The organism is Alteribacillus sp. JSM 102045 (assembly GCF_041949975.1).
Taxonomy (GTDB): domain Bacteria; phylum Bacillota; class Bacilli; order Bacillales; family Marinococcaceae; genus Alteribacillus.
Genome location: NZ_JBHFQG010000003.1, coordinates 19,039 through 35,640 on the forward strand (window position 1 = coordinate 19,039; position 16,602 = coordinate 35,640).

The 16,602-nt window shown below is 42.8% G+C and carries 15 protein-coding genes and 1 pseudogene; all 16 read right to left on the reverse strand.

Annotated features, from left to right (window positions below; translation table 11 throughout):
* Nucleotides 1-378: 378 nt before the first annotated feature.
* A complete protein-coding gene (gene fabF / locus ACE1TI_RS02755) occupies nt 379-1,623 on the reverse strand; it encodes a beta-ketoacyl-ACP synthase II (RefSeq protein ID WP_375006055.1) in 1,245 nt (414 codons plus the stop codon).
* Between the two features lie 46 nt (nt 1,624-1,669).
* On the reverse strand, nt 1,670-2,605 hold the full coding sequence (locus ACE1TI_RS02760; protein ID WP_375006056.1) for a beta-ketoacyl-ACP synthase III: 936 nt from the start codon (nt 2,603-2,605) through the stop codon (nt 1,670-1,672).
* A gap of 434 nt (nt 2,606-3,039) precedes the next feature.
* A complete protein-coding gene (locus ACE1TI_RS02765; protein ID WP_375006057.1) occupies nt 3,040-3,297 on the reverse strand; it encodes a penicillin-binding protein in 258 nt (85 codons plus the stop codon).
* 77 nt (nt 3,298-3,374) lie between these two features.
* A complete protein-coding gene (locus ACE1TI_RS02770) occupies nt 3,375-3,560 on the reverse strand; it encodes a ComZ family protein (protein WP_375006058.1) in 186 nt (61 codons plus the stop codon).
* A gap of 91 nt (nt 3,561-3,651) precedes the next feature.
* On the reverse strand, nt 3,652-4,620 hold the full coding sequence (locus ACE1TI_RS02775) for a BMP family ABC transporter substrate-binding protein (protein ID WP_375006059.1): 969 nt from the start codon (nt 4,618-4,620) through the stop codon (nt 3,652-3,654).
* 447 nt (nt 4,621-5,067) lie between these two features.
* Nucleotides 5,068-6,027, reverse strand: a complete 960-nt coding sequence (argF, locus tag ACE1TI_RS02780; protein ID WP_375006060.1) for an ornithine carbamoyltransferase — start codon at nt 6,025-6,027, stop codon at nt 5,068-5,070.
* A gap of 6 nt (nt 6,028-6,033) precedes the next feature.
* Nucleotides 6,034-9,222 carry a carbamoyl-phosphate synthase (glutamine-hydrolyzing) large subunit gene (locus ACE1TI_RS02785; protein ID WP_375006061.1) on the reverse strand — a complete coding sequence of 1,063 codons (3,189 nt, stop codon included), beginning with the start codon at nt 9,220-9,222 and terminating at the stop codon, nt 6,034-6,036.
* A complete protein-coding gene (locus ACE1TI_RS02790) occupies nt 9,215-10,297 on the reverse strand; it encodes a carbamoyl phosphate synthase small subunit (RefSeq protein ID WP_375006062.1) in 1,083 nt (360 codons plus the stop codon). Before ACE1TI_RS02790 ends, ACE1TI_RS02785 begins: the two co-directional genes overlap by 8 nt.
* A gap of 112 nt (nt 10,298-10,409) precedes the next feature.
* Nucleotides 10,410-11,579, reverse strand: coding sequence for an acetylornithine transaminase (locus ACE1TI_RS02795; RefSeq protein ID WP_375006063.1), 1,170 nt, complete (start codon nt 11,577-11,579; stop codon nt 10,410-10,412).
* Nucleotides 11,580-11,597: 18 nt separating this feature from the next.
* Complete coding sequence (gene argB, locus ACE1TI_RS02800) at nt 11,598-12,377, reverse strand: acetylglutamate kinase (RefSeq protein ID WP_375006064.1); 780 nt, start codon at nt 12,375-12,377, stop codon at nt 11,598-11,600.
* 23 nt (nt 12,378-12,400) lie between these two features.
* On the reverse strand, nt 12,401-13,633 hold the full coding sequence (argJ, locus tag ACE1TI_RS02805; protein WP_375006065.1) for a bifunctional glutamate N-acetyltransferase/amino-acid acetyltransferase ArgJ: 1,233 nt from the start codon (nt 13,631-13,633) through the stop codon (nt 12,401-12,403).
* Between the two features lie 26 nt (nt 13,634-13,659).
* Complete coding sequence (gene argC, locus ACE1TI_RS02810) at nt 13,660-14,691, reverse strand: N-acetyl-gamma-glutamyl-phosphate reductase (RefSeq protein ID WP_375006066.1); 1,032 nt, start codon at nt 14,689-14,691, stop codon at nt 13,660-13,662.
* A 247-nt stretch (nt 14,692-14,938) separates the two neighbouring features.
* Nucleotides 14,939-15,100: a hypothetical protein gene (locus ACE1TI_RS02815; RefSeq protein ID WP_375006067.1), complete on the reverse strand. Its 162-nt coding sequence runs from the start codon at nt 15,098-15,100 to the stop codon at nt 14,939-14,941.
* 202 nt (nt 15,101-15,302) lie between these two features.
* Nucleotides 15,303-15,608, reverse strand: a pseudogene (locus tag ACE1TI_RS02820) (peroxiredoxin family protein); the annotation flags it as partial.
* Between the two features lie 15 nt (nt 15,609-15,623).
* Nucleotides 15,624-15,803 (reverse strand): hypothetical protein, encoded by a 180-nt coding sequence (locus ACE1TI_RS02825; protein ID WP_375006068.1) that lies wholly within the window; start codon nt 15,801-15,803, stop codon nt 15,624-15,626.
* An 85-nt stretch (nt 15,804-15,888) separates the two neighbouring features.
* Nucleotides 15,889-16,497 carry an SCO family protein gene (locus ACE1TI_RS02830; protein ID WP_375006069.1) on the reverse strand — a complete coding sequence of 203 codons (609 nt, stop codon included), beginning with the start codon at nt 16,495-16,497 and terminating at the stop codon, nt 15,889-15,891.
* Nucleotides 16,498-16,602: the final 105 nt, after the last annotated feature.

Sequence of the window (16,602 nt, forward strand, 5' to 3'; positions counted from 1 at the left end):
GATCGATGAAGGGGGGCATGCACAGGCGCACCTTGGTAACCAATATTTTCCTTAATAGGATGAAGCAGGAGCCATAACGCCTCCTTGGGAACCTTTATTCTCTCTGATAGAATGGGACGGGACTCATAACGACTTCTTAATGACCGCTACCCCTCTGACGCTATGGGAAGAGATCTAAGCCGTCTCCTTAATGACCTTCATCCTCTCTGGTCTAATGAAATGGGTATCATGCCACTCCCTAGATGACCGATCTTTACCTTGTAGAAGCGAATTGGGCTTCATTCGAAGACGTTGGATCCAAATCAGCGCCCCTTTCCAGTATATAGGAAAGGGGCGCTTTCGATTTTCTCGCTATTCAAGTAGCTCAACCTTTTCTTTCTACTCTTCGAACGTTTTGAAAGCCAGAGTAGCGTTGTGGCCGCCAAACCCAAGAGAGTTACTTAATGCTCCCTTAATAGGAGCTTTGCGGTGTTTATTCGGCACGTAGTCCAAATCACAATCCGGGTCCGCTTCTTCATAATTAATCGTCGGAGGAACTGTTCCTTCTTGCATCGCTTTAATGGTAAATAGAGCTTCTACAGCTCCAGCTGCACCAAGCAGATGACCGGTCATCGATTTGGTAGAGCTTATCATTAGATTATTCGCATGGCCGCCATAAACCTGTTTCAATGCCATTGTTTCAAATTTATCATTATATGGCGTACTTGTCCCATGCGCATTTACATATTGGAAGTCTTCCGGCTGCATTCCAGAATCTTCAATAGCTTGCTTCATCGCACGTACCGCACCTTCTCCTTCAGGCGCAGGTGCTGTTAGATGATAGGCATCACCTGTTGCACCGTAGCCAACAACTTCAGCATAAATAGTGGCGCCTCGTTTTTGAGCAGATTCGAGAGATTCAAGCAGAAGTATGCCTGCCCCTTCTCCCATGACAAAGCCGCTTCGGTTTTTATCAAATGGACGAGAAGCTTTGGCTGGATCATCTGTCGTTGTAATGGCTTTTGCTGTACAGAAACCAGCAACAGCCATGTTCGTAATAGGCGCTTCTGCCCCTCCTGTAATCATGGCATCTGCATCTCCACGCTGGATGACTTTAAATGCATCACCGATAGAATTCGTTCCAGATGCACAAGCTGTTACGGTACAGGAATTGATTCCTTTGGCACCGGTTACTATCGAAACCTGTCCGGACGCCATATCTGGTATCATCATCGGTACGAAGAACGGGCTGACTCGTTTGTAGCCTTTTTCTTGAAACTTATTAAATTGCTGTTCATACGTTTCCATGCCGCCTATCCCAGAACCGATCCAAACTCCTGTGCGGTGAGCATTTTCTTCTGTAATCGTATATTCTGCATCTTCCAAAGCCATTAATGCAGACGCTACCGCAAATTGCGTAAACCGATCCATTTTTCTCGCTTCTTTTTTATCTACAAAGGATGAAGCATCAAAATCTTTTACTTCTGCTGCCACCTTCATTGGAAAATTTTCTTTATCCACTCGGGTCAATTCCCCGATTCCCGATACACCGGCTATTACATTTTTCCATGAAGAGTCTACATCCATTCCAAGCGGATTTACTGTTCCCATCCCCGTAATAACCACACGGTTTTTATCACTCATGTTTTTTCTCTCCTTTGCCTGAATTTCCATTATCAAAGGGTGAGGATTACCGTCCCCAGCGAATAGCTGCTGCTCCCCACACAAGACCAGAGCCAAACCCTACCATAACTACTAGATCTCCATCTTTTATTTTACCATTTTTCAATTCTTCTACCACAGCAATTGGAATAGAGGAAGAAGAGGTATTTCCATATTTGTTTACCGTCACAGCCATTTTCTCTTTAGGAAGGTCGAGTCTTTCGCGGGCCGCTTCCATAATACGTATATTAGCCTGATGAGGAACAAGGAAATCAACATCATCTTTTGTTAAGCCCGCTTTTTCGACTACGGCAAGCGATGATTCTCCCATTTGACGAACAGCAAATTTGAAGACTTCCCTGCCATTCATAATAAGCTTTGGATCTTGTCGGATATGCATCGCACCGGAACCATCTGATCCGAGTTCAAATGCAAGCATCCCTTTCCCTTCTGAAGCAGGTCCCATCACAGCCGCTCCTGCTCCGTCTCCGAATAACACTGCCGTATTCCGGTCCGTCATATCTACTGCTTTAGACAATTTTTCAGCACCTATCACAAGAACGTGATCGTAGGACCCGCTTTTAATAAATTGATCAGCTGTCGCCATTCCGTAAATAAATCCGGCACAAGCTGCACTAATGTCCATTGCAGCAGCTTTTTTGGCACCTAGTCTCTCCTGCAGCAAAGAGGAAACAGATGGAAATGGATAATCTGGTGTTACTGTTGCTACCAAGATTAAGTCAAGCTCGGAGGCATCCAGTTCTGCGTCTTGTAATGCCTCTACTGCTGCATAATATGACATATCAGAAGTGTCGACGTCATCATCAGCAAACACTCTTCGTTCAATCCCGGTCCTTGATCTAATCCATTCATCATTTGTATCTAATGTTTTTTCAAATTCGGTATTAGTAATTTCTCGTCCTTCGATGAAACTGCCAATACCCCAAATCCCAGCATTTCGCATGTGTTACGCTCCTCCTCTAATCAGGAAATTCCTTCTATCTATAATTTGCTCCCGCTTCCGCAAACATGGCAACTGGTGTACCGCCATGTTCTTATGGCGTACGTTCTTTTTTTGTTGCCGCTGTGCTCAGCTTTTTTTCTATTATCAGCCCTCTGCTGATGTATATATACTTTACACTTCATATTATGACCTGGTTTTAATTTTAAACCAAATTTATTTTATTGTCCAGATATGCTAAGAGCGTCCTGTTCACAATAACAAACGGGGGATAAGAAGTGTTGGTATGAACAGAGGATTCTTTATTGTCATAAACTCGACTCTTTTTAAGGACAGCAGCTAGTTACTTTCACTTTATCTGTGCATGCAAAAAAGAGCCATTCCCTCGAGAACAGCTCTTTCTTGAAATATTTTAGTTTGTCTTCTCCATACGGTACTTAACCCGGACCATAACCTCCAGGATATGATCCATATGAAGGACCGAAGCTAGGACCGTAAGACGGGCCAAACTGCGAACCATAACTTGGACCATACATCGGACCATAATAAGGTCCGCCGTAACCGCCATAGTTAAATAGTAAAGGACTTACAGCAAGCCCAAAAAGAAAAGGTATAAATGGATTATAGGGGTTTCTTGGCGGATGATAATAGCTGCTGTCCCTAAAAAAGCCGTCGTTATGAAAACATGGGTACATTAGGCGACAACCTTTCTTTTCCCTTGGATATTTTCAATATATGATAAAAAAAAGAAAGGTGTTACCTTACCCGTCTGTTATTCTTTTTTTGCGTCTTCGTATCCCATATTATAGGCTTCATTCATCACACTCATCAGCATTTCCAGAGCAGGCTGGAGATCATGCATGTCTAATTCAATCCCTTTTTCGTCTAAAAAAGCTCGTCCTTCCTGTACATGTTTCATAGCAATAGACATAAATCTCATATTTAATTCTTGATCCATTTTTTCACCTCATCTTTCCTTCTTGTTTCGTTTTCATTTCCGCATATATATATTCAAGCATGTTTTTTTATAAAGCGTCAAGTAGAGCTGTTTAGTTGGGAAGTTTACCTGTTTCTTTATATTGGTTAATTTCATCATTCAACTGCTCCTGTACTTCTTCTGGAACGACAGGACTGTACTCTCCCATGGATATCGCGTCTTCTTTGAAATCAACCGTTATATTGCCGCTATCCAATTCGTCATTTTGATATTTTTCAGCAGCCATTTTGTACATTTCCTCTACGTGCTGCACCGTACTGGTTAATACGGTAGCTTCACCTAAATCTGCTTGATCTCCAACGTAGCCGATGGCATACAGCCCTTCTTCTTTTAACTTATTGATGATTTCGACATGAAAGCCGTCTCCTGCCGGATAAATAATATCTGCTTCTTCGGCCAGCATGTCATTTAATATTTGGAGGGCCCCTTCTTTATCTTCCCAACTTCCAACATTATGATGAATGGCTTTTACATTTGAGTTTTTGGTTTCTACACCTTCTACAAACCCTTCTGCTTCCGGCTGCCATTCCTGGGCGGCAATGACCCCTACTGTTTTAGTATCGCTCATTTCACTTGAAAGCCTGCCTGCAAAATATCCCATGGCATATCCATCAAAATGAAGAGAGGTTACATTTTCACCGGACACTTCTCCATTGAAACTGACAAAATGCATCTCCGGGTAATCTTCATGCAGCTCGTCAAACATTTCAGCGAAAATTTTACCGTGACCAAATATAAGCTCTACCCCTTCTTCCTGCAGCGTATCTAAGGCAGTTTTTACCGCGCCGAGACTAGAAATATTTTCTTCATACATCACTTCCATACCAAGTTCTGACTGAATGCTTAACAATCCATGGTAACCTTTATTGTTCCAGCCCTCATCATCGATCGTGCTCTCTAAAAGCAGAGCTGCTTTATTCTCAGATGATTCAGTAGATAACGTAGAACTGCAAGCGCCAAGCAGAAAAATAACAGCACCTATAAAGCACAAAGTTTCTATGTATTTTCGTTTCGCAACCATACCCCGGCAACGCTCCCTTTCCTTCCACACGACATGGTGGCTTTATTGACTTAACAGGCTGCTGACTTCAGCACTCCTTTATATTCGTTTTCTTCCTTAAAATTCCTGCTTTTCTATTTTACCTTGACAAGGATAAGCCTATGTGAAACGCTGCTTATTCATGACTTGCTTTTGTGGCAAAACCATTCAGCCAAAAAAGCTGAAGCAATCGACATAAGGACCGAGGCCCCTTCCCCCAACTTAAAAACATATCGTAAAACAGCAAAAGATAAAAGAAGAACGACACAAAAAAGAAGCGTTCTCACGTAAACAGTTTTCCGATCCATATATGTATGTCTCCCTCATCTATAGTCTGCTTTTTATTTTCATATATTTTTAGGGATTTCGCAAAGGGAAGTTGAAAAAACTACTTTAACAGCAGGGCCTGCAGTTAAAGCAGTTTTTGAACTATTCGATGACTGATGCAAGAATTGCTTTTTGAACATGCAGTCTGTTTTCTGCTTCATCATAAATAACAGAATGTGTTCCATCAATGATTTCAGCTGATACTTCTTCGCCTCGATGAGCTGGGAGGCAATGCAGGAAGATATAATCTTCTTTTGCGTTCGCGCAAAGCTTTTCGTTAATTTGAAAACCTTCAAATGCTTTTTCTCGTTTAGATTGTTCTTCTTCATATCCCATGCTTGCCCATACATCGGTATAAATCACGTCAGCATCTTTTACTGCTTCTTCCGGACTGTGGGTCAATTGGAGCTCTGTGCCGTTTTCTTCAGCGGTTTGAACAATATCTTTCCACACTTTTTCATCTGGTTCATATCCCTTTGGTACAGCAATCGCTGCATCCATTCCTGTTTTGGCACAGGCTATTAGAAGAGAATGAGCCACATTGTTTCCATCACCAACAAACGCTCCTTTTAAACCATCAAGGCTGCTCTTTTGTTCTTTTATCGTCAGTAAGTCAGCAAGTGCCTGGCATGGGTGGTATAAATCAGTCAGCGCATTAATAACTGGTACATCGGAATAAGTCGCTAATTCTTCTACACTTTCATGCGAGTTGGTCCGAATCATGATGGCATCAAGATAGCGGGAAAGCACATTAGCCGTATCTTTGATTGGTTCACCCCGGCCGATCTGCAAGTCTCTTGGACTTAAAAAGAGAGAATGTCCTCCAAGCTGTGTCATTCCAACTTCAAAGGAAACCCGGGTTCTTGTTGACGCATTTTCAAAAATCATACCAAGAGATTTCCCCGGAAGCAGCAGGGTTTGTCCATTTTGTTTTTGGCTTTCCTTTAATTGCTCGGAAAATTTCAATAGATGCTGGATTTCTTCACTCGTAAAATCCAATAAGGTTAGAACATCCCTCCCGGCGAGATTCGCAGGAGGATGGATAACCGTTTGTTCACTCATTGACTGTTACACTCCTTCTTGGGCCGTTACTGTCTCATTCAGCCATTCTTCAATTGCCTTCGGTTCTTTTCGTTGTCCTGTCATTGCTTCTATCATTATTTTCAAGGTGTCCGTATTGGTAATCACCGTTTTACGCTGTTTTAACGCTTCCTGTCTTCGTTCTTTTCCAGTAGAATACCCCGTTTTCGGAAGACTTATATATGCTGAAGCTTCTTCATGGCTGATCCATTCTGAAAAAGGCATCACTTTTTCTGCTGCATGGTCTTTTTCCTCTGAAACAAGCATATTCCCGAGCTTGCTTAACTGCTGTAAAGCCGGCGCACAATCTTTGGCATGACTTTCATGAATGTCACAGAAAATAATTCCTGTCTTTTTAAAGAGAAGCGGAATCTGACTTTCCGACCAGGCAAATGCTTTTTGAAATGCTTCTTCTTTATCTTTTGCAATGCTTATTAATTCACCTGTTGATTTCATTTCCGCTTCTAGAAGAGGGTCTATCCCAGCTAGTTTGTCATTTGAAAACACCGGTGCTTTGACCGTGTAATACGGGGTTTCCTCTTTTACCCCGGTTTTTCCATTTGCCCACTCTTTCACGGAAGATCCAAGAAGCATATGGACAGTGCCCTCGACTAACGGAGTACCCGTTACTTTCGATAAAATCGGCACTGTTCTCGAAGCTCGCGGGTTAATTTCAATGACATATAACGTATTATTTTCATAAACAAATTGAATATTAAAGATTCCTTTAAAATTCATCCCTCTAGCAATGTTCTGCGCGTATTGGACCACAAGTGCTTTGGTTGTTTCATTTACAGAAAACGGCGGGGTGACAGCTATTGAGTCACCAGAATGAACACCTGCCGGCTCAACATGCTCAAAAATGCCAGGAATAAAAATATCATAACCATCCGTCAGCACATCAACTTCCAGCTCTTTGCCCGGAAGAAACGCGTCAATTAAAATAGGATATTCTATACTTTTATTACTATTGCTTAAATACGCTTCTAGCTCCTCTTCACTCGTGTGAATCGCCATTCCCTGTCCACCGATCACATAAGATGGACGCAGCAGCACAGGATAACCGACCTGCTTGGCTTTCTCCATTACATCTGCTTTATCATAGCCTGTAACCCCAGGAATATGCGGAACATTCACTTCATTCATAAATTCGTAAAAGCGGCCGCGGTCCTCAAGCTGGTCAATTGTATCAAAAGATGTCCCAAGAACGCGCAGCCCAGCTTCTTCAAGCTCTTGAGTTAGGGAAATACCAGTCTGGCCGCCAAGCTGAACGATCACGGATTCAACATTTTCCGCTTCTGCAACGTGCAGGACATCTTCGCTTGTTAATGGTTCAAAATAAAGATGATCGGCCATTTCAAAATCTGTACTTACGGTTTCTGGGTTATTGTTTATAATGACCGCTTCATAACCTGCTTTTTGTATTTCCATGGCTCCGTGCACCGAACAATAATCAAACTCAATGCCTTGCCCTATGCGAATAGGACCAGAACCGAGAATCAAGATTTTTGGCTTTTCACTTTCGTCTTTTCCATCACTGTTTTGATACCAGCTTGAATAATAGTACGGCGTTTCTGCCGTAAATTCTGCCGCACACGTATCTACCATGTGGTAAGAAGGCATTATTCCCCAGGCTTTTCTTTGGTTATAAATATCTGCCGCTTCTATGTTCCACTGCTGGGCTATCCATTTATCGGTAAAGCCTGCTTTTTTCCAAGTTAACAGCTTTTCGGCATTAATATCGTCCCAGCTATGATGCTGGATATCTTGCTCAAGCTCTGTAAGCTTCTGAAAAGACTGCAGGAAAAATAAATCTATTTCTGTTTTCTCATGAAGCTTATCAGCTGTTTCGCCTTTTCTTAACAGCTCCATTAGTACAAAGAAACGCTGGTCATCCTGTTTATCAAGAAGGTCATAAAGTTCAGCGGTGGTTTTTTCAGCCAGTCCTGGAAGTGTTAAACCGTTTGTTTTTATTTCAAGAGAGCGTACAGCTTTTTGAAGCGCAGCTTCTAAATTACGCTCAATGGCCATCACTTCTCCGGTTGCTTTCATTTGCGTACCCAGCTTTCTGTCCGCAGTAACAAATTTATCAAACGGCCAGCGCGGAAACTTCACGACTACGTAATCAAGGGCCGGTTCAAAACTTGCGTACGTATGGCCTGTAACAGGGTTAAGCAATTCATGTAAATGATAGCCTACACTCAGCTTTGCTGCCATTCTTGCAATCGGATAGCCGGTAGCCTTGGAAGCAAGAGCTGAGGAACGGCTGACACGCGGGTTCACTTCGATTAAATAATATTTTTTACTATATGGATCGAGCGCAAATTGAATATTGCAGCCGCCTACAATGCCAAGGGCACGGATCACTTTAAGAGACGCTGCTCTAAGCATTTGATATTCAACGTCGGTTAGTGTCTGAGACGGAGCGACGACAATGGAGTCCCCGGTGTGAATACCAACCGGGTCGATATTTTCCATATTGCAGACCGTGATACACGTATCGTTTTCATCACGCATCACTTCGTATTCTACTTCTTTAAAGCCGGCAATACTTTTTTCCACCAGGCATTGATTGATAGGGCTTGCTTCCAGTCCTCCGGCAATAATGTAACGGAGCTCTTCCTCATTGTGAGCAATACCGCCGCCTCCGCCGCCTAGTGTATAAGCCGGACGGATAATAATTGGATAACCGGTAGTCGCTGCAAAAGCCAGCGCTTCTTCTTCTTTTTCTACTATTTCACTTTCGGGTACCGGTTCACCAATTTCCTGCATCAACGACCGAAATAACTCGCGGTCTTCGCCTTGTTTAATGGATTCAATCGGTGTCCCGAGCAGGGTTACTCCATATTTCGTTAAAATATCTTGTTCATCAAGGGCAAAAGCCAGATTTAATCCGGTCTGGCCTCCTAGTGTAGCCAGCAGGCCGTCTGGCTGCTCTTTTTGAATCACTTTTTCTACTGATTCTACGGTCAATGGTTCAAAATATACTTTATCGGCACACGCTTCATCGGTCATGACCGTGGCCGGATTATTATTGATTAAAATTACTTCCATACCTTCTTCGCGAAGCGCAAGACATGCTTGCGTTCCGGAATAATCAAATTCGGCAGCCTGCCCGATGATAATTGGTCCTGAACCAATTACAAGCACTTTCTTTATCTCTGTCTGCTTAGGCATAGGTTTTCTCTCTCCCTTTTTTCTTAAGATGTTCGAGGAATTGATCAAAAATTTCCTCACTGTCTGCCGGGCCGGGATGTGCTTCTGGATGGAACTGCACGGTGATGATATCGTGCTTTAGATGGGAGAGACCCTCTACGGATCCATCATTAATGTTTTTAAATTGGACAGCAAACTCTCCTTTAGGCAGACTGTTTTCTTTTACAAAATAGCTGTGATTCTGTGAAGTCATAAAAACTCTGTTTGTATGCGTATCCTGAACCGGCTGGTTCGCACCGCGATGGCCAAAGCGCAGTTTTTCTGTATCCCCGCCAAATGCAAGCGCCAGGAGCTGGTGGCCCAGACAAATGCCAAGCGAAGGATAGGTTTCCGCCAGTTTCCGGTATCGCGGGAGCAAATCATTTAACTGCTTAGGGTTCCCTGGACCATTAGAGAACAGCAAGCCATCCGGCTCTAAGTCTGCAATCTCTTTTTCTGATATATCAAAAGGAACAACCGTGACTTTGCAGCCTTTTTTCACTAAGCTTTTTACCATCGATTTTTTGTATCCAAAATCTATCAGCACGATATGGTGGTCCCCTTCTCCTTCTGTTACTGGCTGCATTACTGTTACTTCATCAATAAGCATCTGTTCACCGATAGGCTGGTAAGAGTTCACATCTGTTTTTTCTGGAGAAGCGGTCATCACAGCTCCCATGTCACCTTTCTCCCGGATGCTTTTAACAAGGGCGCGAGTGTCTACTCCCTTAATTAATGGTACTCCTGCTTTCGCTGCAGCTTCTTCGATCGTCTGCTTTGACTCATAATGATAAGCGGAAGGAGAAGCTGCGCTGATTACCATACCTGCCGGCTGCGGTTTAATACTTTCATAGTCTTTTTCATTCCAACCATAGTTTCCAATGAGGGGATATGTAAACACGACAATTTGGCCGTGAAACGAAGGGTCGGTCATTACTTCCTGGTAACCTGTCATGCCGGTAAAAAATACAATTTCCCCGTATACTTCTTCGTGATTGTCGTTTGAAATGGTCCCTTCAAATGTTTCTCCACTCTCTAACTTTATATATCCCTTCATACTCTTGTTCCTCCTCATTCTTCTATCCAGGTTTGCTCCCAGGAGGGGAGTCCGTTCGACTTTGGTACAGGCGGGCCGGTGTGCCTTCTGTTTTGCAAACTTTATCCGAACATTATTTATTATTTAGCGTTTCTTCTAATGCTTGAACCCCTTGCATAAGAGTATCCCATTCTATCGTAAGCGGCGGCAGCAGCCGAATAACATTTGGTCCCGCTGCAATGGCTAAGACTCCTTTTTCCTGCAGCTTTAATATCTTTTCACCCGCAGGCTCTGTTAATTCGATTCCTATCATCATGCCTTTGCCGCGTATTTCCTTCACTACGGAAAGAGAAGACAACTTTTTCTTTAATTCATTTATCAAAGCTTCTCCTTTTTCTGCTGCTTTCTGGCTCCAGTCTTCCTCAATGATTGTTTGAAGAGTAGCCTGGGCTGCTGCCATAGCCAGAGGGTTGCCTCCAAAGGTGGTGCCGTGGCTGCCAGGTCCAAATGCTTCTTTTAAATGAACTTTCCCTATGACTGCTCCAGCAGGAAAGCCATTTCCGAGCGCTTTTGCCGTTGTAATAATATCAGGCTGCAAGCCGCTGTGCTGATGAGCAAAAAAAGCACCTGTACGGCCGATTCCCGTCTGGATTTCATCACAAATGAACAAGGCGTCTTTCTTTTTCGCTGCTGCTTCAACAGCCTGTAAAAACGAAGGATCTCCAGGTATTACGCCGCCTTCCCCCTGCACAGGCTCTACGATAACAGCCGCTGTATCTTCATCTATAGCGTTCTCCAGTGCCTTCACGTCGTTATATGGCACGTATTCAAATCCTTCAAGCATTGGGCCGAATCCTTTGTGAATACTGTCCTGACCGGTAGCTGCCATGCTTCCAAATGTCCGTCCGTGAAAAGACTGGAGAAAGCTGATGATTTTCCGTCGTCCTGTATGTTTTCTTGCCAGCTTTATGGCTCCTTCATTCGCTTCTGCTCCGCTGTTCGCAAAAAATACAAGGTCACCGCAGGAATATTTGGTTAACAGTTCAGCTGTTTTCTGCTGACCTTCATAATGAAAAAAATTAGAGGCATGCCAGCCTTCATGAAGCTGCTGCTCTACTGCTTTAAGTACTGCCGGATGACCATGACCAAGATTCACAACGCCAACCCCAGCCATTAAATCTATATACGTTTTTCCTTTTTGGTCAGTAATCGTTGAACCGGAAGCACTTTTAAACGTTATATTCCATTTTTTATAGGTAGGAAAAATCTGCTCTTCTGTGTTTAATTGACTAGTTGATTCCATTTCCGGCCCCTCCTGGGTTTAAGATGTTATTGCGTTTTTTTTAATTATTGCCGTTCCTTTTAATGTTCCATCTTCGTGTTTATTCTTGCCGTTTCCGTTTGCAATCGTCACTTTTTCTAAAGTGCCTGCCAGGCTGTCCGCTGCTGCCCTGACTTTTGGGATCATGCCGCCGTAAATCGTGCCCTCTTCGACCAACTGATTCATTTCCGCTACCGACAACGTTTCCACCAGTTTTCCATCTACAAGTACACCATCTACGTCTGTAACAAAGATCAATTCTTCAGCGTTCACGGCTCTAGCTACTGCAGCCGCTGCTACGTCGGCATTTACATTGAGCTTACCGCCGTTCTTATTAACAGCTATCGGAGCGATAACGGGAATATACCCGGTTTGAATCAGCTGCTGGAGAAAAACATGATTGACCTCTTCTACTTTTCCGACATACCCCAACGTTTCAAGGTTAATCGGAGCAGCTTGGATTAAATCTCCGTCGATTCCAGACAGGCCGACTGCTGTGGCGTCCGTCTGCTGAAAAGCAGAAACGATATTTTTGTTTACTTTTCCGCTTAAAACGAGTTCAGCTGCTTCTAGTACCTCTGAAGTAGTTTTTCTTAAGCCGTCAACAAATTCAGGCTTAATCTGCATTTGAATTAACATGTTATTAATTGCTGGACCGCCGCCATGCACCACTATAGGATGCTTTCCCATTTTTTTCATTGCAGCGATACTGTGATAAAAATCCAAGGAAAGCTCATCAACCGTAGAGCCTCCGCACTTAATAACTACTAAGTCTTCCATGTTATTTTCCCTCTTTCTTTTCCTTAGGTGCGGTAGCCCGCATTGATTCTTACGTATTCATAAGTGAGGTCGCATCCCCATGCTTTACCTGTTCCTTCACCGATATTCAAATCAACTGTTATAGTAATGTTTTCTTCTTGTAAATAAGCCTTTGCTTCTTCTTCTGAAAAAGAAACCGGGGTGCTGTTTTTCAGTGTTTGTATAGAGCCAAGTGATATATCAATGTTCTCTGGATCAAGTTCCACTTCGCTGTAGCCAAGAGCCACAATAATACGACCCCAGTTTGCATCCGTTCCGTAAATAGCTGTTTTCACTAAATCAGAACCTACAATTTGTTTGGCTGCTTTACCTGCTTCTATATCTGTTTTCGCTCCTGTTACATTTACTTCTACGAGCTTTGTGGCTCCTTCTCCGTCTCTAGCAATTTTTTTAGCCAGATCCTCGCAGGTCAGCTGGAGTGTTTTTATAAATTTTCCCCACTCAGGATGTGACGGTTGAAGTGTGTCATTATCGGCATGACCGCTTGCCATCACAACGACCATGTCATTCGTAGAAGTATCTCCGTCCACTGTAATACGATTAAACGTTTTGTCTGTCACTTCGTTCAGCGCTTGCTGCAAATAAGCGGGTTCAATGTCAGCGTCTGTTGTAACGAAACTGAGCATGGTTGCCATATTCGGGTTAATCATGCCGGATCCTTTTGCTGTGCCGCCAAATGTCACTCGTTGTCCATTTATTGTTGTTTGAAAGCATGCATGTTTTTTTACTTTATCGGTTGTCATAATTGCTTCATTAAATTGATCGGCATCTTTGAACGTCGGCATCGGTTTGAGCTGTCTCATTCCAGGAAGGATTTTATCCATCTTTAACCGTTCACCGATCACACCTGTTGATGTAACAGCTACTTGATGCTCGGGCAGGCCGAAGGATTGTGCAGCTGATTCTCTCATCGTGTAAGCATCCGCCAGTCCTTGTTCTCCTGTACAGGAATTAGCGTTGCCGCTGTTGACTACAATTGCGCGCAGTTTTCCTTCCTCTGCAATGCTTTCTTTTGTCACCTGCAGGGGAGCAGCTTGTATTTTATTCAGTGTATACACCGCTGCACTCGAAGCAGGCACATCACATAAGATCGCACCGAGATCCTTGCGCTTACGCTTCACCTTTGTATGAACGCCGGCTGCTTTAAAGCCGTAAGGTGTAATGATGCTTCCCCCGCTCACTTCTACGATTTCATCTGTACTTTGTAAAGTGCTCATGCTTCTCTCTCCCCTGTATTTGTATATTATGGATAAATGGGTACTGAATAAAGACCGGTCTCTTCTGGATATCCAAACATGACGTTCATGTTTTGGACAGCTTGCCCGGAAGCACCTTTAACCAGGTTATCAATCACGGAAACAACCGTTACTCTGTTTGTTCTCTCATCTACGGTAACACCAATGTCACAGTAATTTGTTCCGTATACTTCTTTCGTAAATGGGTACGTTCCGCTTTCTCTTACACGTACAAACGTTTTATCCCTGTATGCTTTGTTATACAAATCTTTTATCTTGCTATCTGTCCAGTCGTCATTTAAGGGCGCATACATCGTAGCCATAATTCCGCGTGTCATAGGAACGAGGTGCGGGGTGAAGGTCACCGTCGCATTTTCTTTACTCCATCCGCTTAGTTCCTGCTCTATTTCCGGTGTATGTTTATGTTCATTCACCTTGTAAACTTTGAAATTATCATTCATCTCACTAAAATGGGTGATTGCGTTAAGAGAACGTCCTGCTCCAGTTGTACCTGATTTAGCGTCGATAATAAGCTGATTGGCATCCATTGCTCCTGCTTTTACGAGCGGTGCGATGCCAAGCAGTACTGCCGTTGGATAACAGCCTGGGTTGGATAAAATATTCGTCTTCTCGATTTCATCTTTTCTCCATTCGGTTAAACCATATACAGCTTCTTGCAATAATTTTTCTTCAGCACTTCGTCGTCCGTACCATTTTTCATAAATAGTAGATTCTTTTAAACGAAGATCTCCAGAAAGATCGATCACTTTTGTTCCAGGCACGAGCTGTCCGATTAAGTCAGCAGACACTCCAGGCGGTGTAGACAAAAATACCACATCATGCTGTTTTAATTGGTCTGCATTTATGTCTTCCAGTGTTTCTTCAACAATTTCCAATACATGCGGATAACTTTCAGCGATTGTCTTTCCTTCTTGAGAAGAGGAAAAGACTGAAATGCCATTTACTTCGGGATGATTGTGCAGCAAACGAATTAACTCTATTCCGCCGTATCCAGTAGCTCCGACTATTGCAACTTTCATAAACTTGCACCTCGTTTTATCTTTATACATTTTCCGTTGATGTTTATTATAAGTGTGAATATATATTAATGCAACTGTATTTTTATATTTTTTCCATCTTCTTTTAATCTATGAAAATATCTTTTTTCAACACGGGTATTCAAAAAGGGCACCCCTTGCTATGTATTTATGTCCCAACTGTATTTATATACATTCTTTTGCAAGTTTCATGTAAACGTGGGAGTGCTCATGGTTTGGCGTTTTTGGTTCACCGCTGCAGTTTTGTCTGTGGTCCAGTGCTTTGCACCAGTGTGGTTTTTGCTCTTTTGACGCTTGGGGTTAGCTCTTCCGATGCTTGTTTCAGCTCTGCTCCTCTTCCTTTCAACTCTTTCCCTCTCTTATTCAGCTCTTCTCTCCCCTTATTCAGCACTCCCCCTGAGGTTCAGCTCTCCTAACGCTTGTTTCAGCTTTGCTCCTCTTCGATTCAGCTCTCACCCTCCAATCAGCGCTTTCCTAGGGATTCATCTCTCCTCCCCCTTTTTTCAGCGCTTCCACCGAGTCGGTCCCCTAACAAAAAAATACTGCTTTCATGAACGAGCAGAAACACCGTCACAAAAGCAGTATGCATTATCTTATTCTAAAGCTTGTCTAATTTTTTCTTCTGTTTCTTCGATTTCATCTCCCCAGAAATCATTTTCCTCCGAAGTGATTAATTCTCCATTCTCATCAAAAACAGAAAAGCCTCGGACCGATGCATTCTCTCCTGCCATTTCTGCTTTTTCTATCACATCCATAGAAGCATCAGATAAGAACGTATACGTAAATCCAACTTCTTTTTTTAACTCCTTATGCTGCTCTGGAGAATCATTGCTAATAGCGTAAATATCAGCATCCAGGTCATCAAAAGAGTCTATGTTCTCTTGCAGCTGCACGAGCTGCGATACACAGTGTCCTCAGTCAACACCGGTAAAGTGGAAAAAGACAGTCGGCTTGTCTTTACCTGAGATGCTAACATCTTCCCACTCTTCATTCTGCAGCGTTAAGCCTTCTTCCTCGCTTCCACACGCAGCCAATGCTGCCACAGCGACAGCTAACGTCAACAAAAGGAGCGATTTCTTTAAGAATGTATTCACGTTTGATTCCCCTCCTTTTCCCAAAAATATGAAACAATAATCCAGTGTATCACCTTGTCTCAAGAAAGACTATCATTTCACTTCATTAACTTCCTGTTAAGCTTTTTAAATCTTCTACAATAGGATCGACGTCGTTTTCAAGGCCGTCATAGCTTCGAATGATATTGCCTTCAGGATCAACGAGAAAAAATTTAGTAGAATGAATAATATCATCTTGTTCAGGGTCTTTTTCTACGGTGCTTTGAAACGATTCGTTTGCTAACTCTTTTATTTCTTCATCGCTGTAGTTAGTTAGAAAGTGCCAATTGCTAAAATCAACACCATAGTTTTCTCCATAATTTTTAAGACGGTCTGGATTATCAAATTCAGGGTCTACGGAAAAGGAAACGATTTGCACATCGAGCCCAGCTTGTTCCAATTCTTCTTGCAGATTCAGCATATTAGGCGTCATTAAACCACAAACGGAAGGACAGCGCGTGAATATCATGTCGGCAATCCAATATTTTCCTTCCAGATCTTCATTGGTTACTGTTTCTTCATCCTGATTGGTAAATTCGAAAGGCATTATATTTAAATTCAGCTCCGATAAATCAGATCCGTTTTCTGCAGATTTCCCGCTTTCATATAGCCACGAACAACCACTTAGAAATAAGGTAAAAAGCACCACCGTAAGTAAAAATAAATACTGTTTCATAAACTCTCCCTCTTTAAATATGTTTGATAATTCCTTTTGAATAAGGGAAGGACTTATCCGGCAAACATTCCAGGATAAGCCCTCTGAAGCCAGAACACAGCAGCT

Coding starts and splice junctions, on each gene's coding strand:
- fabF (WP_375006055.1), bottom strand. CDS start 1,623: ATGAGTGATAAAAACCGTGTGGTTATTACGGGGATGGGAACAGTAAAT.
- ACE1TI_RS02760 (WP_375006056.1), bottom strand. CDS start 2,605: ATGCGAAATGCTGGGATTTGGGGTATTGGCAGTTTCATCGAAGGACGA.
- ACE1TI_RS02765 (WP_375006057.1), bottom strand. CDS start 3,297: ATGTACCCATGTTTTCATAACGACGGCTTTTTTAGGGACAGCAGCTAT.
- ACE1TI_RS02770 (WP_375006058.1), bottom strand. CDS start 3,560: ATGGATCAAGAATTAAATATGAGATTTATGTCTATTGCTATGAAACAT.
- ACE1TI_RS02775 (WP_375006059.1), bottom strand. CDS start 4,620: ATGGTTGCGAAACGAAAATACATAGAAACTTTGTGCTTTATAGGTGCT.
- argF (WP_375006060.1), bottom strand. CDS start 6,027: ATGAGTGAACAAACGGTTATCCATCCTCCTGCGAATCTCGCCGGGAGG.
- ACE1TI_RS02785 (WP_375006061.1), bottom strand. CDS start 9,222: ATGCCTAAGCAGACAGAGATAAAGAAAGTGCTTGTAATTGGTTCAGGA.
- ACE1TI_RS02790 (WP_375006062.1), bottom strand. CDS start 10,297: ATGAAGGGATATATAAAGTTAGAGAGTGGAGAAACATTTGAAGGGACC.
- ACE1TI_RS02795 (WP_375006063.1), bottom strand. CDS start 11,579: ATGGAATCAACTAGTCAATTAAACACAGAAGAGCAGATTTTTCCTACC.
- argB (WP_375006064.1), bottom strand. CDS start 12,377: ATGGAAGACTTAGTAGTTATTAAGTGCGGAGGCTCTACGGTTGATGAG.
- argJ (WP_375006065.1), bottom strand. CDS start 13,633: ATGAGCACTTTACAAAGTACAGATGAAATCGTAGAAGTGAGCGGGGGA.
- argC (WP_375006066.1), bottom strand. CDS start 14,691: ATGAAAGTTGCAATAGTCGGAGCTACTGGATACGGCGGAATAGAGTTA.
- ACE1TI_RS02830 (WP_375006069.1), bottom strand. CDS start 16,497: ATGAAACAGTATTTATTTTTACTTACGGTGGTGCTTTTTACCTTATTT.